Origin of the sequence: Neptunomonas japonica JAMM 1380 (genome assembly GCF_016592555.1) — a bacterium.
GTDB classification, from domain to species: domain Bacteria; phylum Pseudomonadota; class Gammaproteobacteria; order Pseudomonadales; family Balneatricaceae; genus Neptunomonas; species Neptunomonas japonica_A.
In genome coordinates, this window is record NZ_AP014546.1 from 3,960,038 (window position 1) to 3,983,266 (window position 23,229).

18 protein-coding genes are annotated in these 23,229 nt (G+C 45.1%); 10 read left to right on the forward strand and 8 right to left on the reverse strand.

Annotation, left to right across the window (positions count from 1 at the left end; all coding sequences use genetic code 11):
* Positions 1-261 precede the first annotated feature (261 nt).
* From dksA to NEJAP_RS18735, 8 genes are all read left to right on the forward strand, one after another.
* Positions 262-693 carry an RNA polymerase-binding protein DksA gene (dksA, locus tag NEJAP_RS18700; RefSeq protein ID WP_028470601.1) on the forward strand — a complete coding sequence of 144 codons (432 nt, stop codon included), beginning with the start codon at positions 262-264 and terminating at the stop codon, positions 691-693.
* 327 nt (positions 694-1,020) lie between these two features.
* A complete protein-coding gene (locus NEJAP_RS18705) occupies positions 1,021-3,969 on the forward strand; it encodes an ATP-binding protein (protein WP_201348603.1) in 2,949 nt (982 codons plus the stop codon).
* A 10-nt stretch (positions 3,970-3,979) separates the two neighbouring features.
* Positions 3,980-5,371 carry a sigma-54-dependent transcriptional regulator gene (locus tag NEJAP_RS18710; RefSeq protein WP_201348604.1) on the forward strand — a complete coding sequence of 464 codons (1,392 nt, stop codon included), beginning with the start codon at positions 3,980-3,982 and terminating at the stop codon, positions 5,369-5,371.
* A 455-nt stretch (positions 5,372-5,826) separates the two neighbouring features.
* Positions 5,827-7,254 (forward strand): polynucleotide adenylyltransferase PcnB, encoded by a 1,428-nt coding sequence (gene pcnB / locus NEJAP_RS18715; protein WP_201348605.1) that lies wholly within the window; start codon positions 5,827-5,829, stop codon positions 7,252-7,254.
* Positions 7,235-7,732, forward strand: coding sequence for a 2-amino-4-hydroxy-6-hydroxymethyldihydropteridine diphosphokinase (gene folK / locus NEJAP_RS18720; protein ID WP_201348606.1), 498 nt, complete (start codon positions 7,235-7,237; stop codon positions 7,730-7,732). Before pcnB ends, folK begins: the two co-directional genes overlap by 20 nt.
* Before the next feature lie 44 nt (positions 7,733-7,776).
* Positions 7,777-8,571, forward strand: coding sequence for a 3-methyl-2-oxobutanoate hydroxymethyltransferase (panB, locus tag NEJAP_RS18725; RefSeq protein WP_201348607.1), 795 nt, complete (start codon positions 7,777-7,779; stop codon positions 8,569-8,571).
* Between the two features lie 3 nt (positions 8,572-8,574).
* The gene (panC, locus tag NEJAP_RS18730) at positions 8,575-9,423 is read left to right on the forward strand and encodes a pantoate--beta-alanine ligase (protein WP_201348608.1); all 849 of its coding nucleotides are present in this window, start codon (positions 8,575-8,577) and stop codon (positions 9,421-9,423) included.
* 244 nt (positions 9,424-9,667) lie between these two features.
* Positions 9,668-10,849: an acetyl-CoA C-acetyltransferase gene (locus tag NEJAP_RS18735; RefSeq protein ID WP_201348609.1), complete on the forward strand. Its 1,182-nt coding sequence runs from the start codon at positions 9,668-9,670 to the stop codon at positions 10,847-10,849.
* Positions 10,850-10,933: 84 nt separating this feature from the next.
* Here the strand turns inward: NEJAP_RS18735 and NEJAP_RS18740 are convergent, their stop codons facing one another.
* Complete coding sequence (locus NEJAP_RS18740; protein WP_329610919.1) at positions 10,934-11,776, reverse strand: 6-carboxytetrahydropterin synthase; 843 nt, start codon at positions 11,774-11,776, stop codon at positions 10,934-10,936.
* 160 nt (positions 11,777-11,936) lie between these two features.
* Here NEJAP_RS18740 and rsuA point away from each other — a divergent pair, with 160 nt between their 5' ends.
* Positions 11,937-12,632: a 16S rRNA pseudouridine(516) synthase RsuA gene (rsuA, locus tag NEJAP_RS18745; protein ID WP_201348610.1), complete on the forward strand. Its 696-nt coding sequence runs from the start codon at positions 11,937-11,939 to the stop codon at positions 12,630-12,632.
* Entirely contained in the window at positions 12,629-13,678 is a 1,050-nt protein-coding gene (locus NEJAP_RS18750; protein ID WP_201348611.1) for a methyltransferase, read from the forward strand. The genes rsuA and NEJAP_RS18750 overlap by 4 nt, the downstream gene beginning before the upstream one ends.
* A 46-nt stretch (positions 13,679-13,724) precedes the next feature.
* Here the strand turns inward: NEJAP_RS18750 and NEJAP_RS18755 are convergent, their stop codons facing one another.
* The 7 genes from NEJAP_RS18755 to nusA all read right to left on the reverse strand — a co-directional run bounded on the left by NEJAP_RS18755 (position 13,725) and on the right by nusA (position 23,202).
* Positions 13,725-14,942, reverse strand: a complete 1,218-nt coding sequence (locus NEJAP_RS18755; RefSeq protein ID WP_201348612.1) for an NnrS family protein — start codon at positions 14,940-14,942, stop codon at positions 13,725-13,727.
* Positions 14,943-15,072: 130 nt separating this feature from the next.
* Positions 15,073-17,178, reverse strand: coding sequence for a polyribonucleotide nucleotidyltransferase (gene pnp, locus NEJAP_RS18760; RefSeq protein ID WP_201348613.1), 2,106 nt, complete (start codon positions 17,176-17,178; stop codon positions 15,073-15,075).
* Positions 17,179-17,385: 207 nt separating this feature from the next.
* Positions 17,386-17,652, reverse strand: a complete 267-nt coding sequence (rpsO, locus tag NEJAP_RS18765; RefSeq protein ID WP_028470589.1) for a 30S ribosomal protein S15 — start codon at positions 17,650-17,652, stop codon at positions 17,386-17,388.
* A 127-nt stretch (positions 17,653-17,779) separates the two neighbouring features.
* The gene (gene truB, locus NEJAP_RS18770) at positions 17,780-18,730 is read right to left on the reverse strand and encodes a tRNA pseudouridine(55) synthase TruB (protein ID WP_201348614.1); all 951 of its coding nucleotides are present in this window, start codon (positions 18,728-18,730) and stop codon (positions 17,780-17,782) included.
* 3 nt (positions 18,731-18,733) lie between these two features.
* Positions 18,734-19,129 carry a 30S ribosome-binding factor RbfA gene (rbfA, locus tag NEJAP_RS18775; protein WP_201348615.1) on the reverse strand — a complete coding sequence of 132 codons (396 nt, stop codon included), beginning with the start codon at positions 19,127-19,129 and terminating at the stop codon, positions 18,734-18,736.
* 9 nt (positions 19,130-19,138) lie between these two features.
* Positions 19,139-21,688, reverse strand: a complete 2,550-nt coding sequence (gene infB, locus NEJAP_RS18780) for a translation initiation factor IF-2 (protein WP_201348616.1) — start codon at positions 21,686-21,688, stop codon at positions 19,139-19,141.
* A 23-nt stretch (positions 21,689-21,711) separates the two neighbouring features.
* Complete coding sequence (gene nusA / locus NEJAP_RS18785) at positions 21,712-23,202, reverse strand: transcription termination factor NusA (protein ID WP_201348617.1); 1,491 nt, start codon at positions 23,200-23,202, stop codon at positions 21,712-21,714.
* Between the last annotated feature and the right edge of the window lie 27 nt (positions 23,203-23,229).

Sequence of the window (23,229 nt, forward strand, 5' to 3'; positions counted from 1 at the left end):
CTCCTGCTCGATTAACCAGAGCATTATACATAAGTTGTATCGAATATTTGCTTAAACATACTTATTGTCCCTAGTAGAGGGATGCTACCTTGCAAGAATACTTACAACTCTCTTTACTTTTTACAGATCAGTACTAGCCTAATACCGTATCTTCTGGTAGTTTCTCCAACCTTCTGATCTCAGGAAGTAATGGAATCAACTGTAATTGGGTTGCCGGTTTATAGTCCAAAACCCGGTCATTTCGGAGAAGTGAGGCGCCACATGCCAAACACTAGCAACACACAATTCACCCACTTTGTACCTTACGAGGCGGCAAAGGGTGAGGAATACATGAATGATGCTCAAAAAGATCATTTCCGTCATATTCTTCTGGCCTGGAAACAGGAACTAATGGAGGAGGTTGATAGCACAATCCACCACCTGCAGGAAGAAGCATCTAACTTTGCAGACCCTAGTGACAGGGCTAGCCAGGAAGAAGAATTCAGCCTGGAACTTCGTACTCGTGACCGTGAGCGTAAGCTGATTAAAAAAATCCGTGAAGCGATGGAACGAATCGAAGAAGATGATTATGGTTATTGCGACACCTGCGGCATTGAGATAGGCATCCGTCGTTTGGAAGCACGTCCTACTGCAACTATGTGCATCGATTGTAAAACTCTAGCCGAAATAAAAGAAAAACAGGTCGGCTCTTAAGACTTATAAATTCAGGCAAAGGAAGCTTCCATTTGCCTGAATTTATTGTTGCTATCTGCCCTGTACTTCTTATGTTCAAGGTCTCTTCATGTCCTATTTACGTATAGAATAAGCTAAATTTTCGTTTTTTCTGTCGTGAAGACACACTCATCTGCTTATAGCTAGATCGCGCCAAAATATACTAAGCAAACCGTTCACGTATATATGTTGAACCCAAGCACTCAGTTAATAGCTTAATTTAAAACAGAACTTACCTACACAGATCTGGCTTGAGCTCTAGCAGACTATGTATACTGACGACATCTCCTTATTGATAAAAGCGAATATATGAATTTTTCGGTTACCGAACTTTTCCTAATTGTTACCGCCTACCTGCTGTTTCTATTCGGCATCGCCTATGCCACTGAGCGAGAAGTCATTCCCCGGCGTATTTCACAACACCCCATAACTCACATGCTTTCGTTAGGAACTTATGCCAGTGTTTGGACCTTTTATGGTGCTTTTGGGATGTTAGAGCATTCAGGGCTGCTATTTTTATCTTCATACCTTGGAGCAACAGCCGCCTTTATCATGGCGCCTTCACTGCTCATACCCATTTTCAACATCACTAATCGCTACAAATTAAGCTCTCTGGCTGACCTGTTTGCATTTAGGTTTCGTAGCGGGCTTGTCGGTACTATCACGACACTATTACTCCTATTAGCAACGCTACCATTACTATCGATTCAAATTCAGGCAGTCACTGACACACTACATATCCTTAATGGTGATTTTGCGTCACCACAGATAGCGGCCGCATTTTGTATCCTTATTGCCATGTTTGCTATTTTATTTGGCACACGCCACCCCTCAATGCGAGCTCGCAATCGAGGGCTCGTTATGGCGATGGCAATCAGCTCAGTCATCAAGCTACTAGTACTATTAAGCATTGCCGCTTATGTTCTTTTTGCCGTACTAGGAGGCCCTGAAGATGCCCTATCCTGGCTGAAACAGAACCCACAAATCCTTGAGCAACTCACTGCAAACGATAATGACGACAGCTGGCACACGCTACTTCTTGCATTTTTTACTGCTACGTTAGTTATGCCACACATGTTCCATCTAGCTTTTACAGAAAACCGTTCCACCGATAGCCTCTATAAAGCATCGTGGGGCATGCCCCTTTACTTGTTACTCTTAGCTGGCTGCGTACCGATTATCGTGCTGGCGGGTTATAAACTTGAAATTAACCAAGAGTCATCCTTCTTACTCCTGTATTTAAGCCAGATTCTGCATTCCGAATGGTTGATTATTATTGTTTTTATTGGCGGCCTCACAGCGGCCAGTGGAATTATTATCGTCGCCTCGATTTCATTGGCGTCAATGCTACAAAACCACCTCATTTTACCGTTGATTAAAACACCGGAAAATGTGAAATTTTATGCTTGGTTACTATGGCTGAGACGTATTCTAATTTCACTTGTGGTGTTATGTAGCTATCTTTTTTACACCGTATTTGGAGCGAGCCAACAAATTCATCTGCTTGGATTAAGTGCTTTCGTGGCATTCCTACAGTTCTTACCGGGTATTATTGCTACGCTATTTTGGCTAGGAGCTAACCGCATCGGCTTTATCGTTGGCTTAATTTTGGGGATGTCCAGCTGGATCATTACTACGTTTTATCCCGTCCTTTTGCAACAAGGCGCTTTATTAACAGACACTAATATTGAAAATTTGAACTGGCAATCATCTGCCATTATCTCTCTCTTACTAAACATCAGTGCCTTCATTATCGTTTCGCGTCTAACCCCAACTTACCAAGAAGAAACCAGAGCGGGAGAAGCGTGCCTTTTAAACACCATGAATTCCCCTTCTGACATTCAGCGACTCTCTTTTGAAACAACCGATATTATTCGCTTACTTACCCCCAAATTAGGTGAAACAGCGGCACGCAGAGAGCTTTTACATGCAACTCATCAGCTGGAATTGGATAAAGACCAAATAGGACCGCTCGATCTACTTCGCTTACGAAACGCTCTTGAGCAAAACTTATCAGCACTTGTTGGCCCCATCGAAGCCGCGACACTACTTGAACCTCTTGCTAAACAGCCCGGTGGCAAACCGTTCCAAACACGCGATATCTATCTTCTTGAAACACACTTAGAAACATACCAAGCTAAATTAAGCGGTCTTGCAGCAGAACTAGATGAGCTGCGCCGTTACCATAAAAGAACGTTGGAAAAACTACCTATTGGTGCCTGTACAATCACTCCAACACAACACATTCTTTTTTGGAACAATGAAATCGCTGACCTAACCCAACTCAGCGCAGCGGATGTTACCGACCTCTCTCTCTCAGAGTTACCAGAGCCATGGTGCACACTACTCCCTGAGTTTGTGCGACAAAGTGATAACCATTTAACCGATACCCAAGTAATAATAGGGACAGACACTTATTGGTTAACACTACATAAAAACCTACTTTCCGAAAATGCTGATAGTTCTATCGTCATTCTGGTTGAAGATGAAACAGAACATCATCAACTAACCGATAACTTAATGCATAGCGAGCGGCTTGCTTCAATAGGACGCTTTGCTGCCGGAGTAGCGCACGAAATAGGTAATCCAATCACCGGCATAGCCTGTTTAGCTCAAAACCTTTCTCTGGAAACCGATCAACCAGAGGTTTTGCAAGCAGGCGATCAAATAATGGAGCAAACCCGACGTATCAATCGAATAGTGCAGTCATTAGTCCGCTTTGCTCACACCGGCCAAACCATCAGTGACATTCAATTTGAAACGATTAATTTAAACCAGTGTGTAGAAGAAGCTATTCATTTAGTCTCTCTGGATATACATGCTCGGCAACAACAGTTTATTTGCAAACTTGATAACGGCCTAATGGTCGATGGTGACCCTCAACTACTTTTGCAAGTGCTGGTTAACATCCTAAACAATGCCTGTGATGCGTCACCTGAAGAGGGTGAAATAATGATTACTGCGTCTCAAGAAGAGCAGAGGATTTTTCTAACTATCACAGATGAAGGCAGCGGCATTGACCAATCCATTCAGGATAAACTATTCGAACCTTTTTTCACCACCAAAGAGCCTGGTAAAGGGACAGGATTGGGCTTGCCATTGGTTTACAACATTCTAACTGAGCATTATGGTAGTATTAAAATAATTAGCCCCGCCAATAACAAGCAGAAGAAAGGCACTCAGGTGATTATCACCTTACCGGGCTCCAGGCCTGAACTGAAAGACGAACTTTCTGAAAGGTCTAGTACTGGAGATTAGGTAGAGAACAATGAGCCGAATTCTGATCGTAGAAGATGAATCCATCATCCGTGCAGCGCTGCGCCGCTTATTAGAAAAAAACAACTACAACATAGATGATGCCGCCTCTGTTGATGAAGCCGCCTCACAGTTTAATTTAGATAGTTTTGATCTTATTATCAGCGACTTGCGTCTACCGGGCGCTCCAGGTACCGACCTAATTAAGCTCGCTAATACCGTACCTGTACTCATCATGACGAGCTACGCCAGCATGAAATCTGCCGTTGACGCCATGAAAATGGGTGCCGTTGACTATATAGCCAAACCTTTTAACCATGAAGACATGTTATCCACCATTGCTAGCATTTTGATCCAGCAGCCGGTAGAGCAACATAGTGTTAACACTGAGTCTGCGACGCAACGTACCGAGATTACGGGAAAGTGCGATGCCATGCTTAGTCTCTTTTCTCGCATTTCAAAAGTAGCTCGTACCGATGCCACGGTCTTAGTCCTAGGCGAGTCAGGCACTGGTAAAGAGTTAGTAGCACGCGCCATACACGAACAAAGCTCACGTGCTAAAGCGCCGATGATTTCAGTTAACTGCGCAGCGATCCCAGAATCCCTCATTGAATCTGAACTCTTTGGTCATGAAAAAGGGTCTTTTACTGGCGCGGACAATAGCCGTTGCGGATTAATTGAAGCCGCTGATAACGGCACATTATTTCTAGATGAGATCGGAGAGCTACCACTAGAAGCACAAGCTCGCTTATTACGCTTTCTACAAGAAGGTGAAATTCGTAAGGTCGGCTCAATACAATCGATAAAGGTCAATGTACGACTAATTGCAGCGACTCACCGCAATCTCAAAGAACTGGCACGCGCCGCACAGTTTCGTGAAGATTTATACTATCGCTTATATGTCATGGAACTGAACATGCCGCCCCTACGGGAGCGTGGACAGGATATCATCATGCTGGCAGAACGCTTTTTGATTAGTGCTTGCTCACGCATGAACTGCCCAGAAACCATTCTTAGTGATAGTTCCCGACAAGTCATGCTGCAATATAGCTGGCCGGGGAATGTACGTGAATTAGAAAATGCCATAGAGCGCGCCGTTATTCTTGCTGATAACCACTTTATTACGCCAGATTTACTTGGACTGGATATTGAAACACGCCCTAGCCTTCAGCAATTGGAGTCTGACTATATAGAGCAATCAACAACGCGTGAAACAACCACCAGCCACCTTTCAAAAAAGAGCTCGCCTGCGGGGCTATCAATGGATGACTACTTCCAGCGCTTTGTGATTGAACATCAAAACGAGATGAACGAAACAGACTTAGCTAAGAAATTGGGCGTCAGCCGAAAATGCTTGTGGGAACGCCGCCAAAAATTAGGCATTCCAAAGCGCCCCAAAGGGTAACACTTAGAGGTAACACGCACACATAGTGTTACCTAAAGAAACAAAAAAGTGTTCCCGCCTGTAACCAATCGGGTAGCACATATTTCACAAAAAACAAATTTTCTTTAAAAAACAACATCTTAATAAAAGTGGCACATCGAATGCATTATATTGGGTGTACAAACAAAAAAATAAACTTTGATACGCCGACCATTAATAAAAATAAAAATAGGCTGAGTGTAGATAAGTATTCCACCTCGAATAATAATAAAAATGAGGTTTAAAAGCTGATCGCTGGATTGTGCAGTAATGCATCTACAGTGCTCTAACAATAACAACAAGCCGAGATTTTTACTCTTAAGCTTGCGGTCAGCTGTCCATCTCCTCTTTACTGTTTATTCCCTCATTGCTTAATGTGTCACCTTAACAATGTTATGATGTGCCACTAAATATTTTACGAGCAAAATTTAAAACTCATGCCTAGCCGTTTAATTCAGAAAGTCACCGGACTGTTCCGTAACAAGTCGAACTCTTCTCTAGCAAAAGAGCCCACTCAAACACAAGATGAGGCCCCAGAGGAGCAAAATGACTTTCCGTTGATTATTTCCGAGAAAACTCATCAGATTCCTCGCAAGCACTTAGATGATAATGCAGCCAAGGTTGTGTATCGCCTACTAGATGCTGGCTATGAAGGCTATCTTGTTGGCGGCTGCATTCGAGATACCCTGCTTAGAAAGCGCCCGAAAGATTTTGATATTGCCACCAACGCACACCCCGAGCAGGCACATGAGCTATTTCAGCGCTCACGTCTTATCGGACGCCGCTTCAAATTACTCCATGTACGCTTTGGTAGAGAAATCATTGAACTAGCCACATTTAGAGCGAGTCATGATTCAAAAGAAAATAACGATGATGCTAAAGGCAAACAGTCCGAATCGGGGCTAATATTGCGCGATAATGTGTACGGCACCATCGAAGAGGACGCATTACGTCGAGATTTCACCGTCAATGCGCTCTATTACTGTATGAAAGATCACAGCATTTATGACTTTACTCATGGCTATGAAGACATACAGAAAAAAGTTATTCGTATGATCGGCGATCCAGATTTTCGCTATAAAGAAGACCCTGTTCGCATGCTGCGCGCCATCCGTTTTGCCGCAAAACTTGATTTTGTGATTGAGCCAGCAACGGCGGCCCCCATTAGACAGCAAGCACACTTACTACAAGGCATTGCACCTGCTCGCCTGTTTGATGAGACCTTAAAACTATTTCAATCAGGCCATGCAGTTACTGCATACCACTTACTTCAAGAGTATCAGTTATTTGAACAACTACTACCTTCAGCAGCGAAAGCCGTCAGCAGACAAGGCGACAACAAGCTGGTAGAAGCACTGATACTTCAAGGCCTTAAAAACACCGACCGACGTATTAACCAGCGCAAAAGCGTTACCCCTGCATTCTTATTTGCCACTATGCTTTGGCATCCTCTGCAAACGCGCATGCGAGAAATACAGAAGCAAAATAGCAAAATGCCTCCTCTGGTTGCTTTACATGCTGCTGCCAATGACATTATTGCGGCACAGGTAAAACGTACCGCTATTCCACGCCGCTTTTCTACGCCTATCAGAGAAATTTGGGAGTTACAGCTGCGCCTTCCTAAGCGTTTTGGTAACCGCGCTGAGCAACTATTAGAGCATCCTCGCTTCAGGGCAGCTTATGACCTTCTACTGCTCAGAGAGCAAAGCGGAGAAACGTTGGATAATTTAGGCCAATGGTGGACACAGTACCAAGCGGCTCCCATAGAAGAGAGAGAGTCAATGGTTTCTGAACTCGTTTCCGAAGGCCCTTCTCGTAAGCCCCGTCGTCGTAGAAGAGCAAAGAATGATCCTCGCAACGCTTAGTCGGTGCTATGTTGGCTTGGGCAGTAACTTAGAAGACCCTCGCCAACAAGTTTCAACCGCGCTAATAGAGCTGAGCCAACTACCAGGTTGCGCATTACTCGCTAGCTCCAGTTTATACCGCTCGGATCCAATAGGCCCCGCAGGTCAGCCCGACTATATTAATGCTGTGGCTCTATTGGAAACCCGACTAGAACCCGAAGCCCTGCTTGATCAATTGCAAGCCATTGAGCAACAGCACCAACGCGTGCGACAAATCCACTGGGGCCCTAGAACATTAGACCTAGATATCATCTTATACGATGATATCGTGCTCAATAGCACACGACTGACTATCCCTCACCCTTTCGCAACAGAGCGTAACTTTGTACTCTGGCCTCTAGCAGAGCTCTCTCCTGAGCTTATTTTCCCCGGAGACAGATCAATTAATGATCTATTAGTAGCATGCCCGCTGGGCACACTGGAAAAGATCTCTGTATAATCACGCTCGAAAACAGTGCATTCTATTAATCAATCGAGTTGCCTATGAACAAAGTCACATTACATACATTATCCGCCTGCAAAAAGGCAGGTGAGAAATTCTCCGTCCTGACCGCTTACGATGCGTGTTTTGCACACGTGGTCAGCGAAGCTGGAGTTGAAGTGATTCTAGTAGGCGATTCTCTTGGAATGGTTCTACAAGGGCAGGACAGCACACTACCTGTCACTATGGATGACATGATCTACCACACCGCTAGCGTTGCTAAAGGCAACCAAGGCGCTATGATCATGGCTGATATGCCATTTATGAGCTATGCCACTCCTGAGCAAACGATGGATAATGCAGCCCTACTTATGCAAGCAGGTGCACACCTTGTCAAAATCGAAGGAAATGCCTGGTTAGCAGAAAGCGTTTCGCTGCTGTCTGAACGCGGTATTCCAACCTGCGTCCATATGGGGCTGACGCCGCAAGCAGTTAACAAGCTAGGTGGTTATAAAGTTCAAGGCCGTGATCGAGACACGGCCAAACAGATGATTGAAGATGCCGTTAGGCTTGAAGAGGCAGGCGCAAGTATTTTATTGCTTGAGTGCGTTCCTTCCCTATTGGCAGAAGAGGTCACTCAGGCGGTTGATATCCCCGTTATAGGCATAGGCGCAGGCTCCGCAACTGATGCCCAGGTATTAGTACTGCACGATATGCTGGGAATCACTCCAGGCAAAAACCCAAAGTTTGTTAAAAACTTTATGGAAGATGCTGCTGACATCCAATCAGCCATCCAAAATTATGTCGCCGCGGTAAAGCAAAGTAGCTTCCCGGGGCCTGAGCACAGTTTCGAATAAGCTATGAAGACTATTCACACACTAGAAGAGCTCCGCCAGAACCTGGCCCAGGAGCGCGCGCGCGGCCATAATATTGGCTTGGTCCCTACTATGGGTAACCTGCATGCGGGGCATATTGCTCTCGTGCAGCAGGCAAAAGAAAATGCGGACATTATTGTCTCTACTATTTTCGTTAACCCATTACAGTTTTCGGCGGGTGAGGATCTCGACAAATACCCTCGCACACTCCAAGCCGACCAAGAAAAACTAGAAGCGGTTGGCTGCCACTACTTGTTCGTACCCTCAGAAGAAGAGGTTTATCCTGACGGACGCGAAAAACAGACCATGGTGGAAGTCCCCGATGTCTCTGACCTTTACTGCGGCGCAAGCCGTCCAGGGCACTTTCAGGGTGTTGCTACCATTGTTTGCAAATTATTTGGTATGGTACAACCAGATTTAGCTATTTTTGGGGCTAAAGATTACCAGCAACTTTTTGTTATCCGTAAAATGACAAAAGACCTTAGCTTACCTATTACCATTCAAGGCTCCCCGATTGTTCGAAACGAACATGGTCTAGCATTAAGCTCGCGCAATGGTTATCTCTCAGAGGAGCAGTTAAGTGCTGCTACCGCACTCAATAAAACCCTTAAAGCGACTGCACACGCAATAGAGCAAGGCAATACTGACTTTGACGCTCTCGTAGAAGCAGCACAACTACAGCTTGAAGCCGCTGGTTTTCAGCGTGATTACTTCGTCATTGCGCGCCAAAGTGACCTTTTGGCCGCGTCAAAAGACGATACTAAGCTGGCCATTCTTGCTGCGGCTTATATTGGTCCTGCCCGCCTTCTCGATAATCAGGTAGTTAACCTCTAAAGTTACAACTCAAAACCGCTAAAGCACTGCATTTCAATACGACTAATTGTCGGCACCTTTTTCAATGTTTATTGCTGAAGGTGCTTGCAATAGCCTTCGGGGTTGCTCACACTGATATTTTCCGCACTGCGGAAAAAACTAACTACTAAGCTGACTCCTGCAAGGCTATTCATTAGCACCTGCACATCCGGATCTCTTTAATATAAAAGTGACAGGATAGAGTTTACTGATAAGAGGCACAATCATGCGTGAAGTCGTTATTGTTGCAGCTGGCCGTACTGCGGTTGGTGCATTTAATGGTTCTTTAGCTGGCGTAAAAGCATCTGATTTAGGCGCTACGGTACTAAAAGGACTAGTAGAACAGACCAAAATTGACCCTGCTCAGATCGACGAAGTCATCCTTGGACAAGTCCTGGCTGCGGGCTGCGGGCAAAACCCAGCACGTCAAGCTCTGATCAATGCCGGAATCCCTCAAGAAGTATCTGCTCTCACTATCAACAAAGTGTGCGGTTCAGGCCTAAAAGCTATTCAAATGGCTACTCAAGCAATTCGTTGCGGCGACGCTGAAGTGATCATTGCTGGCGGACAAGAAAACATGAGCCAATCTCCACATGTTCTGCCTAATTCACGCAATGGCGCACGCATGGGCGATTGGAAAATGGTTGATACCATGATCACTGATGGCCTATGGGACGCATTTAACAACTACCACATGGGTATCACGACAGAGAATATTGTTGAAAAATACGGTTTTTCTCGTGAAGAGCAAGACGCATTTGCCAGCGCTTCGCAGAACAAAGCTGAAGCAGCCGTAACATCAGGACGCTTTAAAGGTGAGATTTTCCCTGTTGTTATTCCTAAGCGCAAAGGCGATCCAGTTGTCTTTGACACTGACGAACAGCCACGTTTTGGTTGCACACCTGAAGCACTTGCAAAACTTCGTCCGGCTTTCAAAAAGGACGGTACAGTTACAGCAGGTAATAGCTCTACTATTAACGACGGCGCTGCAGCAGTCATGCTTTGCTCTGCGGAAAAAGCCGCTGAGCTTGGTTTACCTGTATTAGCTCGCATCAAGGCTTATGCTTCTGCTGGTGTTGACCCTGCTATCATGGGCACTGGTCCTATCTGTGCGACACAGAAAACACTGGAAAAAGCAGGCTGGTCAATTACAGACCTTGAGCTGGTTGAAGCCAATGAAGCTTTCGCTGCTCAGGCAATGTCTGTTAACCGCGACCTAGGCTGGGATACTAACATTGTTAACGTCAATGGCGGCGCCATTGCTCTAGGGCACCCAATTGGTGCTTCTGGTTGCCGTATCTTTGTATCACTGGTTCATGAAATGATTAAGCGTGACGCTAAAAAAGGTCTAGCTACTCTATGCATCGGTGGCGGTATGGGTACAGCACTGGCTATCGAGCGCGATTAATCGTTAGCTTTTTGCATAAAAAAACCGCAGCTAATGGCTGCGGTTTTTTATATTATAGGTCAATAAACACAACTTAAGAGTTGATTAAGCCTTAGCGACAGCGCCTTTACCTACCCCCTCATAAGCTCGAACCATGACATCATCTAACGGCCTCATCTGCTTGATACGTGCGGCTAAGTGTCTAGCTATCTGTTCAACTGTTGTTTCTGTATCGATGTCATAACAGTATTTTTCTGGAAGCGTTAATGAAAACTCTCCCTGAGGCGCCTGGTATTCATAGCGATTCATACCCGCCTCACTTTCCTTACGATGTGCTGTTGTTCCAATATAAATATCTTGCCAACGATTAGCCCACTCTTGCTCCAGCTTTTCATCACGCTGATCATTCAAAAAGATCTCTATACGTGAACGATGCCCATGCGCTATACGCTGGCAATTACCATCGTGCTGCTGCAATCCATGACTGTAATGGTAAAAAGCGCCAGCCACCTCTTCAGGTATAAACTTTAAACTTAGCCCTTTAACCTCCTGAGGAAACAACTCAAGCAACTGGACTGTACACCACTGCGCCATCGCCTCTGGAGTAATTTCTTCAACATCTATCAGCACTATGGCCTTGCTTGGCGAGACACAATTGAACAACTCTCCATCAGGGTAGCGCCACTCAACACTAGTTTGCCCAATAGACTGCTCAGACTGAACATGGCTCATTTTTGTCGGTACCAATAGGGCATGATCAATGGTGTTATCCATCCATTCGCGTGTCAGCTTTTTTACAATACCGAAATCACAGACCATTCCTTGTTCATTAAGTGCGCCATCCAGTTCCAGCTGTAGCAACCAAGACTCGCCCATTAAGCCCCGCGATGAGTGCAGGTAGGAAAAATCCACATTTGTCAGATTATTTACAAAAAGCTTCACAGTCATTCACCCTCTTTTGAAGCCTCATATTCTACCGCAAGGCAGTATCCATATGCATTCAAATCATTACCTATAGTAGCTTTTTCAAGCGAAGTAATAAATTTGGTTATGAGACTCGCGTTAGCACGTTATAATGTATTTTTGTTTCCAGGAAAATTTATCTCACATGCGTCTCGATAAGTATTTATCTCAAGCTACCGGCCTTTCCAGAAAAGATATCAAACGCCTATTACACAAAGATTTGGCGGCTGTTAATGGCGTAGTTACGCGAGACTCATCCCTGCAGGTTTCTGAAGACGATACCGTTATGTTTCAAGAGATGGAGATTGCAGCGCCTCGCCCTCGTTACTTTATGATGAACAAACCATACGGCTATGTCTGTTCTTCAGATGACCCAACCAATGCAACCGTCATGGGCCTGCTTATCGACGAGCCTCGCCCTAACGACCTTCACCTAGCCGGCCGGCTTGATCTGGATACCACAGGCTTACTTCTAATCACTGATGATGGCCAGTGGTCACACAAGCTTACATCACCAAAGCACAAGCAAGGAAAACGTTACTTGTTGGAAACGGCTGATCCGATTCCTGAATCCGCTGTGGAGCAATTTGCCCAAGGTGTACAGCTTCTCAATGAAAAACACCTCACTAAACCCGCTGAACTTGAAATTATTGGCGTTGATGAAGCGTTCTTAACATTAACCGAAGGTCGCTATCACCAAGTTAAACGTATGTTTGCCGCCATCGGTAATAAAGTCATCAAACTACACCGAGATCGTATTAGCCATATTGTACTTGATGAGTCTCTAGCGCCTGGTGAATACCGTGAGCTGACTGAAGAAGAGATACAGATAAGCAAATGAGTGCAGATAAAGCCTTTGACCTGCTGTATGCAGAATTTAAGCAGGTCAGTGACGCTTCACTATGGATAGTCGATGAGAACATCTCCACACAGGCTATCCCTGCGGCGACGCCATTGATTTGTGCCATATCTAATCGGTTAGATATTGCACAAAGCTTACAGCGTCTAGGGTGGGATTGTAGTTTTAATGACTACCTACTCGAGGCTTGGCCCGAAAAGCACTTTTACAACATATTTTTACGCATCCCTAAAGAAAAAGCACAAGCCCACTACGTTATTAATCAGGCACAACGCTTGCTTGCCAATGGTGGCTCATTATATCTGAGTGGTTTAAAGCAAGAAGGCATTAAAGGCTTTATAGAGCGCGCGGGAACACTCACCAGTGCTCCAATACAAACATGGAAAGCTGACAAACAAACATGGGCCGGAAAAATCACCTTTGATGGCACATCAGCCGCGCTCTTAGATGACAAATCCTATCGCAGCCTTAGACAAGCTCCAAGCGATTTAACTTTCAGTTTTTGGAGCAAACCTGGGATTTTCGGCTGGGATAAGATTGATAAAGGCAGTGAATTACTTATTCAACACTTAAAAGAACTCACGGCAGGAATCGACCACATTAAGTCTGTGTTAGATATTGGTTGCGGCTACGGATATTTAAGCCTGCATACTGCCAAGCAACTCAATACTCAGGTTACTGCAACAGATAACAATGCCGCCGCTATTCTCGCTTGCCAAACCAATCTTGAGCACTATCAACTTAATGGCAGCGCAATGGCAGATAACTGCGCTGATAATATAAAGGAGCGTTTTTCACTCGTTATATGTAACCCACCTTTTCATTCGGGGTTTGGTGTGGAAAACGATTTAACTGATCGCTTTTTAGACAGTGCGGCAAAACATTTAACTGCAGATGGCCTAGCCATTTTTGTCGTTAACTTACACATCCCCCTAGAACGTAAAGCCAGTCGTTACTTTACGCTATGTGAAACGCCCGTAGTCACTGACCATTTTAAGCTAGTGCGGCTGTCCCAACCCAAACGATAACCTAGATCCAGCAAGCGTCGCTTAATCAGCACAGCCATTTTGCCAACTAATTCGGCTTTTTCCAGCTCGGCGCCGGTGAAATTAGAATCGGCACGTAGCGAATACAAAACAGTATGAACGCGACCATCCATATAACGCCGGCGCTCAAAATAAAGTGATTATAAGCAACACCACCTACCAAGGCCGCCGCCGCTCTCAGCAATGCGGTTATGCTTATTAGCACAAACACAGCTGTCATCATTTTACCCGCAACCAGCGCACGCTGAGTGTGGCCTAGCGCTGCCCGTGAAGCGACACCGAGAATCATCCCTGCCATGGCGCCAATACCTATTGCGTGTAATCCAGCAGAAACATTGATTAAACCCAAAGCAGACAAGCCGAGCAAAATAAGCCCCGTACCTAACCATACAAAGCCTAAGTGCAATACCCACAACAAAGGCTCACCTAAGATTTGTATTCCCTGCCAGCGACTGATACGTGCCCACTGGGCTATACCTGCAAGGCACAATAACCCACCTGTAAGCATGTTAACCGGTACTACAACCCAACTCACTGCAGCGACGACTAACAAGACACTAACAAACATATCAAAACGATTAAATAGCGTCGGGAGTGGCTTGTCTGAATCAGGCTTTTGTTGAACTAGGTAATTACGTGTAAAAGAAGGCGTGATACGCCCACCGATTAAAGCAATCATCAAACTTACTTGCATAATCACACCACGCAATGCCATATCGCTATATGCAGCACCGTACTGATGTCCCAAATGAAACAGCACATTGAAAACGCAGAATAAGCCCAGCATGACAATTATTTTATAATTGCGCTTGTGTCCACCTATCAAAATCTCACGACCGATCAAACCTGCCAACAAAACACCATAAAACAGATCAGCGGCCGCTACGATTGCATAAGGTAGTTCCGCAGACACAAGCATAGCCAAGCGACCCAATACCCAAAAAAACACCAATATAGCTAATGGCATACCACTAACGGGCAAACGGTTTGTCCATTTTGAAACAGCCGCCAGCAAAAAGCCGCCAATCGCCGCTCCAACAAAACCAAACAGCATTTCATGTGCGTGCCACTGCGTAACAGGAACGGCAATAGAGGCGCCATACCAATAGCCTTTTAAAATAGCTAACCATAACCCCATGAGAATGACGCCAGCAGCACCAACGCAAAGAAACAGCAGCCTGAAGCCGTTGCTCAATAATGTCTCCCAACGAGATGCCGGATATTTTTCAAACATCAGAATAGCCATAATAGAGTCTCAATTCTTTAAACATGCAATTATTATACATGTTATTACTCATTCTACATATAACTCATTAGAGGTAATTTCAGGCACAAAAAAACCCTCACTAGGAGGGTTTTTATTAAATCAGAATAGCTTAGCCTTCTACAGACTCATCCTGAACTAAATCTTTCATAGAAAGCTTAATACGACCGCGCATATCAACTTCTAACACCTTAACTTTAATGATGTCATCCATTTTCACGTAATCAGTTACTTTCTCAACGCGCTTGTTGTCGATTTGAGAAATATGAACCAAACCATCTTTACCCGGCAAGATGTTCACAAATGCACCAAACTCTTCCAAGCGTACTACTTTACCTTCATAGATCTTACCTACTTCAGCTTCAGCAGTAATTTCGATAACTTTATCTGTTGCTGCTTTAGCGGCTGCTTTGTCAGCTGCGTAAATACGCACCGTACCGTCATCTTCGATATCAATCATTGCGCCAGTTTCTTCGGTTAGAGCACGGATAGTCGCGCCGCCTTTACCGATAACATCACGAATTTTCTCAGGATTAATTTTCAACTGAGTCATCGCTGGAGCATTGTCTGGTAGCTCTGGACGAGCATAACCAATTACTTTAGCCATCTCTTTCAAGATATGGGTACGTGCATGCAGCGCTTGCTCCAATGCAATTTCCATAATCTCTTCAGTGATACCTGTGATTTTAATGTCCATTTGTAGCGCAGTAATACCTTGCTCGGTACCTGCTACTTTAAAGTCCATATCACCTAGGTGATCTTCATCACCCAAGATATCAGTTAGGACTGCAAATTTTTCGCCTTCTTTAACAAGACCCATAGCAATACCAGCTACCGGTGCCTTTAAAGGAACACCCGCATCCATCATCGCAAGAGAAGCACCACATACAGACGCCATTGAGCTAGAACCGTTAGATTCTGTAATCTCAGATACAACACGAATGGTGTACGGAAATTCTTCCTGTGATGGCAACATAGCTGCGATACCACGACGAGCTAGACGACCATGACCAATTTCACGACGGCCAGTTGAACCAATACGGCCCGCTTCACCTACAGAGTATGGAGGGAAGTTGTAGTGCAACATGAACGGGTCTTTACGCTCACCTTCCAGCGCATCAATAAACTGCTGGTCACGTGACGTACCAAGTGTACATGTCACGATAGATTGTGTTTCACCGCGAGTGAACAATGAAGAACCGTGAGTACCTTTCAAAATATCAACTTCAACGTTGATGGGACGAACTGTTTTCGTATCACGACCATCAATACGTGGTGCGCCATCAACGATACGCTGACGAACAATCGTTTTCTCAACAGAGCTAACAACACCTGATACTTCTTTATCAGAAGGCAGGCCTTCGTCAGAACCAGATAACTCATCTACTGCTTTACTACGCAGGTCATTAAGTGTTGCCTGGCGCTGCATTTTATCAGCCACTTGGTAAGCATCAGAGATACCCTGACCAACCAAAGTGTTTACTTGTGCAATCAAGGTTTCATTTTTGACTGCAGGCTTCCAATCCCATGTAGGCTTACCAGCTTCAGCTTTCAATTCACTGATTGCTTTGATAACAACTTGCATTTCAGTGTGTGCGTATAGAACAGCACCCAGCATTTCATCTTCAGTCAGTTCTTTTGCTTCTGATTCCACCATCAAAACAGCATCAGTAGTACCAGCAACAACCATGTCTAGTTCAGACTCAGCAAGCTGCTCGTAAGTAGGGTTTAGAATATACCCCTGCTCTTCAGTGAAACCTACACGAGCTCCACCTACTGGGCCAACAAATGGAATACCAGAGATAGACAAAGCAGCAGAAGTACCGATCATTGCTGCGATATCTGGATCATTGTTTTTATCAGCAGACATTACCGTACAGATTACCTGTACTTCATTCATGAAGCCTTTTGGAAAAAGCGGACGAATCGGACGGTCAATTAAGCGTGATGTAAGTGTTTCTTTCTCTGACGGACGTGCTTCACGTTTGAAAAATCCACCAGGAATTTTACCAACAGAATACGTTTTCTCGATGTAATGAACAGAAAGAGGGAAAAAACCCTGTCCTTCTTTGGCTTCTTTAGCACCAACAACGGTACATAAAACCTGAACCTCACCCATCGTTACTAATACAGCACCGGTTGCTTGGCGAGCAACGCGGCCTGTTTCTAATGTGACCTGCTGGCCACCGAATTCAAATGTCTTTGTAATCGCTTGCACGAATATAACCTCTCATTTAATAAACAAATGCCTGTCAGAGAGAAATCGAATTCCATACCATCTTAAGGCCAGTACTCATTTGCACTCTATCAAAACTATAGAGCATTGGTTAAGCACAAATGAGTACAGGCTGGTTGAAAACCTTCTCTCTTTAAACAGGCGGATAAAACAAAGGCCATACAGTGTATGGCCTTTGGAAAAACAGTCTTAGCGACGCAGACCCAAACGGCCAATTACTGTCAAATAACGATCTGCATCGTTCTTTTTCAAGTAATCAAGCAATTTACGGCGTTGGTTTACCATGCGAATCAGACCACGACGTGAATGATGATCATGTTTGTGAGACTTGAAATGTCCCTGCAGAGTCTCGATGTTTGCCGTTAGCAAAGCAACCTGTACTTCTGTAGAACCTGTATCACCTTCGCTACGGCCGTAATCTGCTACGATCTGCGCTTTCTGTTCAGCTGTTAACATCTATCTTGCTCCAGTCTAATATGCGGACAGCTTTTGCTGTCGGATTATAGGACACGGTGAACCGAGCATATTATCAGTTCATCGCCATCATCTGGAACCATTAGGCATCCAAACGTTTTCAGGAATGCTAGTTATTTGTCGACATTAACCGTCTTGAAACTAACTGACCTTCCTGAGTTATCTCGCCAATACCAAGAAATCTCCCAGTATCTTTTTCTTGTATTCTTACAAGCGGCTGCGCAGCCATATCAAGGTCAATGACAATGCCATTTAACACACGTGCACACTGCTCTGCTTCCAGCTCAATCAGAGGTGTATCCTCAATTGCTGACCACGGCGCTAATAATAGCGCATCTAAGCGCTCTTGTATGCTTTGTGGGGGTTCATCAGGCGTCATTGGAGCAGCTATTTCTTGTAGTTGCTCTAAGGTAATCATGCTTTGTGCTTGATAGGGCCCTGAATCTAAACGGCGCAATACTTTTACGTGCGCGCCACAGCCAAGATACAAACCTAAATCCTCTACAATCGAGCGAATATAGGTGCCTTTAGTACAACGTATATCCAGATCAACCTCGTCACCGCGAAAGTCGAGAATTTCAATACTTAAAATCGTAACTTGTCGACGTTTGACTTCAACCTTAATACCTTGTCTTGCCAGCTTATACAAAGGCTGACCGTTATGTTTCAAGGCTGAAAACATCGAAGGAACCTGCTCAATCTCACCGGTAAAGTGCTCTTCAAGCAAAGATTGAATCAGCTCACGTGTAACGTGCTCACCGATATCTGCTGTTGCAATGACCTGACCATCGGCATCACTGCTATCTGTTCTGATACCTAGTTTTGCAGTCGTTTGATAGCGTTTATCAGCATTGAGAAGAAATTGAGAGAATTTGGTGGCTTCTCCAAACGTAAGAGGAAGCATGCCTGTAGCTAGCGGATCAAGCGCACCGGTATGTCCCGCTTTTGCGGCACCATAGATGCGCTTTACACCTTGCAGAACATAATTGGAGCTCACGCCCTGCGGTTTATCAAGCAGAAAAATGCCGTCCACTGGACGGCCTTTATGTCGCCGGCCCACTACCTAATCCTCTTCTGAGTCATTCTTCTCACGAATTTCGCGAGAAGCTTTCTCTATAAGACTATGTATATGGCGTCCACGTTCTACACTTTTATCAAAGTGGAAACGCAGTTGCGGCATCACACGTAGCTGTATTTTATGCGACAGCTCATGCCTAAGAAAACCTGCAGCATTGCGCAGTACTTCAAGAGAACACTTAATAGCGTCCTCTTGAGTTTGCTCTCCTAGAGGGAAAACAGTGATATATACATCAGCAAAGCCTAGGTCTTTAGCAACCTTAACATAGCTGATAGTCACCATCCCTATACGTGGATCTTTGACTTCAAGTTGAATCAACTGAGCCAGATCTCGTTGCATCTGGTCAGCGATCCTTTGAGTACGACTAAATTCGCGTGCCATACTACTCCGTTACAATGTGCGTTGAACTTCAACAACCGAGAATACTTCGATCTGGTCGCCGACTTTAACGTCATTATAGTTTTTCACACCGATACCACATTCCATACCCTGACGAACCTCGCTCACGATGTCCTTAAAGCGACGTAGTGATTCCAGCTCACCTTCGTAAATAACAACGTTTTCACGCAGTACACGAATGCGCTTATTACGGAATACAGTACCTTCAGTCACCATACAACCGGCTACTAGGCCAAGTTTTGGTGAACGGAAGACATCACGTACTTCAGCAATACCAACTATTTCTTCACGGAACTCAGGTGACAACAAGCCTGTCATTGCCTGCTTAACATCATCAATGATGTTATAGATGACACTGTAGTAACGCAGTTGTATACCTTCGCGAGAAATAATCGCTTTAGCCTGAGCATCAGCACGCACGTTGAAACCAACAACTAATGCGGATGACGCTAGCGCAAGGTTGGCTTCTGTTTCAGAAATACCGCCGACACCGCTAGAAACTATAACAACTTTTACTTCATCAGTAGAAAGCTCTTCAAGTGCATTTGTTAATGCTTCCAAAGACCCCCTTACATCAGCTTTAAGAACAATATTTAAGTTCTTAACATCACCGGCTTCCATATTGGCAAACAGGTTCTCAAGCTTAGATGCATGCTGACGTGCTAGTTTGATGTCACGGTATTTTCCTTGACGGAATAGAGCAACTTCACGTGCTTTCTTCTCGTTAGAAACAACAGTGAACTCATCACCCGCGCCTGGCGTGCCATCAAGACCTTGGATCTCAACAGGAATGGCAGGGCCCGCTTCTTCAACTGGCTTACCGTTCTCATCCATCATTGCTCTGATACGGCCATAATGCAGACCAGCCAGAACAATATCACCTTTCTTCAAGGTTCCATTTTGAACAAGTAGCGTTGCAACTGGACCGCGTCCTTTATCAAGACGAGACTCAACAACAACACCTTGACCCGGTGCATTTTTAACCGCTTTCAGCTCAAGTACTTCAGCCTGCAGCAATACAGCTTCTAATAAGGCATCAATGCCTTCGCCTGTTTTAGCAGATACTGGAATGAACTGAACATCGCCACCCCAATCTTCTGGAATAACATCGCGCTGAGCTAGTTCGTTTTTAACGCGATCAGGATCAGCGTCTTCTTTATCCATTTTGTTGACTGCGATTACCAAAGGCACGCCAGCAGCTTTGGCATGCTGAACGGCTTCTTCTGTCTGAGGCATTACGCCATCATCAGCAGCAACAACAAGGATAACGATATCAGTTAGCTTGGCACCACGTGCACGCATCGCTGTAAAAGCAGCATGCCCTGGAGTATCCAAGAAAGTAACCATACCGTTTTCTGTTTCTACGTGGTATGCACCGATATGCTGGGTAATACCACCCGACTCACCTGCAGCAACACGCGTACGACGAATGGAATCCAGTAACGATGTTTTACCATGGTCAACATGCCCCATAACCGTCACGATAGGTGCACGACCGTGTAATTCACCTTGCGATTGCTGAATGCTTTCCATCAAAGCTTCTTCGATGGCATTTTCTTGCATCGGCTTAGCAACGTGCCCCATCTCTTCAACAACCAATACCGCTGTATCTTGATCAATCACCTGATTAATGGTCGCCATAGCGCCCATTTTAAACATCACTTTGATGACCTCAGCTGCTTTTACTGACATTTTCTTAGCCAGTTCAGCAACAGTAATACTTTCAGGTACAGCAACATCATGAACCTTCGGAGCCTGAGGCTCTGTAAATCCATGTGCATTATCTAGCTGATGAGCGGTCTTAGCGCGATTACCTTTCATATTATTACGTGAAAGCTTACCACCACGACGAGCGCCTTTTGCATCACTACCACCGCGCGTATTGCGACCATGAGATGCTTTAGCTGGCTTTTTATCTTCGCCTCGGAATGATTTCTTCTTATCATCCTGAGCAGGAGCGGCTTTTGCTGCTGGTTTAGGAGCAGCGGCAGGTCGCGGAGCAGCCTTCGGCGCTGGCTTGGCAGCTTCCTGAGGTTTAGGCGCGGGCTTAGCAACTGCAGCAACTGCAGCAGCTTTAGCTGCTTCTGCTGCTTTAGCATCCGCTTCAGCTTTCGCTTTAGCCTCTGCTTCTTTAGCTGCCGCTTCTTGTTCAAGCTTCAAGCGCTCTGCATCCAAACGTGCGGCTTCTTCAGCAGCAGCCTTATCAGCCTCTGTTGCACCACCTTCTACATCAGCACGTTTGACATAAGTACGTGTTTTGCGCACTTCTACATTAACCGTTTTTTTCTTACCTGATGCTCCAGCTACCTTTAACTGAGAAGTAGTAGAGCGCTTCAGTGTAATTTTTTTAGGTGAAGCAACATTTTCGTCTTCTTCACCATGTGATCTTTTAAGATGATTCAATAATGTCTGTCTTTCGGTTTCCGAAACCAGAGATTCATCTTTTTTACCTGCGATTCCCGCTTCCTGCATTTGCGCTAATAAACGCTCAACGGGAACACCAACCACACCGGCAAGTTGTTTAACAGTGACTTCTGCCATATTGGTATATCTCCTCCGCTGAATTAGACTTCATCCGCAAACCATGGCGCACGCGCGGTCATGATCAACTCTGCAGCCTTTTCTTCGTTCATACCTTCAATATCTAGAAGTTCTTCAACAGATTGCTCTGCCAAATCTTCCATGGTAATCACGCCATTAGCCGCAAGCAGGAAAGCCAAATGGCGATCCATACCTTCCATTTCCAGCAGGTCTGCTGCTGGTTCGGATTTCTCGAGCTGTTCTTCACTCGCTAGAGCTAAATTCAGCAGTGCGTCTTTCGCTCGAGTACGAAGCTCATTCACTAAATCTTCATCAAAGCCGTCAATTTCTAACATCTCATCGACTGGCACATAAGCCACCTCTTCCAAGGTGGTAAATCCTTCTTCAACCAACACTGACGCAACATCTTCATCAAGATCCAGATGTTTCATCAAAACTTCCATGACAGAACCCATTTCAGACTGCTGCTTCTCTTCAGCGGCCTCAACTGTCATGACGTTCAATTCCCAACCTGTGAGTTCTGATGCTAATCGAACGTTCTGGCCACTTCGGCCAATAGCCATTGCAAGCGACTCTTGCGCTACAGCAACATCCATTGAATGCGTTTCTTCATCAACAACAATAGAAGCAACTTCAGCAGGAGACATAGCGTTAATTACCAACTGCGCAGGATTATCATCCCACAGGATAATATCAACACGCTCGCCACCTAATTCATTAGAAACGGCCTGAACACGAGCACCACGCATACCAACACAAGCACCGACAGGATCGATACGACCATCGTTAGTTTTAACTGCGATTTTTGCACGCGAGCCAAGATCTCTAGCTGCCGCTCTGATTTCAATAACCTGCTCAGAAATCTCAGGTACTTCAATCTTGAAAAGCTCTATCAGCATTTCCGGACAAGCACGACTTAGCACCAACTGAGGACCACGCCCTTCAGCGCGCACTTCAGTTAAAACTGCACGAACTCGATCGCCCATACGGAAAACTTCGCGAGGCAAAACGTTGTCACGTGGTAATAAGGCTTCAGCGTTATTACCCAAGTCAACGATGATATTATCGCGTGTTACCTTCTTCACGCTTGCTGAAATCAGCTCACCAAGACGGTCACGATAAAGATCTACAACTTTTGCTCGCTCTGCTTCACGTACCTTTTGTACGATAACCTGCTTAGCAGTTTGAGCAGCGATACGCCCAAACGCAACAGACTCAATTTGTTCTTTATGTATATCACCAGGTTGCAGCTTAGGATCAATTTCCTCTGCTTCTTCCATGGTCAATTCTGTGCCCAATAAAGGCACATCGTCATTACTGACTACTTTCCAGCTGCGAAACGTATCATAACCGCCAGTTGCACGGTCTATGATGACAATTACATCAGCCTCTTCATCAAAACGTTTTTTAGTCGCTGTTGCTAATGCCAGTTCAATCGCTTCAAAAATAACATCTTTTGGGACGTCTTTTTCGTTCGATACTGCTTCTGCAACCAGTAGAATCTCTTTATTCATGCTACTGCCTCGCCAATCCCCGAATGT

Bases quoted from the DNA above. Each gene is read 5' to 3' on its own strand.
- infB (WP_201348616.1), bottom strand. From the start codon at position 21,688: ATGGCAGAAGTCACTGTTAAACAACTTGCCGGTGTGGTTGGTGTTCCC.
- pcnB (WP_201348605.1), top strand. From the start codon at position 5,827: ATGCCTAGCCGTTTAATTCAGAAAGTCACCGGACTGTTCCGTAACAAG.
- NEJAP_RS18740 (WP_329610919.1), bottom strand. From the start codon at position 11,776: ATGACTGTGAAGCTTTTTGTAAATAATCTGACAAATGTGGATTTTTCC.
- rsuA (WP_201348610.1), top strand. From the start codon at position 11,937: ATGCGTCTCGATAAGTATTTATCTCAAGCTACCGGCCTTTCCAGAAAA.
- NEJAP_RS18735 (WP_201348609.1), top strand. From the start codon at position 9,668: ATGCGTGAAGTCGTTATTGTTGCAGCTGGCCGTACTGCGGTTGGTGCA.
- panC (WP_201348608.1), top strand. From the start codon at position 8,575: ATGAAGACTATTCACACACTAGAAGAGCTCCGCCAGAACCTGGCCCAG.
- NEJAP_RS18750 (WP_201348611.1), top strand. From the start codon at position 12,629: ATGAGTGCAGATAAAGCCTTTGACCTGCTGTATGCAGAATTTAAGCAG.
- rpsO (WP_028470589.1), bottom strand. From the start codon at position 17,652: ATGTTAACAGCTGAACAGAAAGCGCAGATCGTAGCAGATTACGGCCGT.
- NEJAP_RS18705 (WP_201348603.1), top strand. From the start codon at position 1,021: ATGAATTTTTCGGTTACCGAACTTTTCCTAATTGTTACCGCCTACCTG.
- NEJAP_RS18710 (WP_201348604.1), top strand. From the start codon at position 3,980: ATGAGCCGAATTCTGATCGTAGAAGATGAATCCATCATCCGTGCAGCG.
- NEJAP_RS18755 (WP_201348612.1), bottom strand. From the start codon at position 14,942: ATGGCTATTCTGATGTTTGAAAAATATCCGGCATCTCGTTGGGAGACA.
- folK (WP_201348606.1), top strand. From the start codon at position 7,235: ATGATCCTCGCAACGCTTAGTCGGTGCTATGTTGGCTTGGGCAGTAAC.
- dksA (WP_028470601.1), top strand. From the start codon at position 262: ATGCCAAACACTAGCAACACACAATTCACCCACTTTGTACCTTACGAG.
- nusA (WP_201348617.1), bottom strand. From the start codon at position 23,202: ATGAATAAAGAGATTCTACTGGTTGCAGAAGCAGTATCGAACGAAAAA.
- panB (WP_201348607.1), top strand. From the start codon at position 7,777: ATGAACAAAGTCACATTACATACATTATCCGCCTGCAAAAAGGCAGGT.
- rbfA (WP_201348615.1), bottom strand. From the start codon at position 19,129: ATGGCACGCGAATTTAGTCGTACTCAAAGGATCGCTGACCAGATGCAA.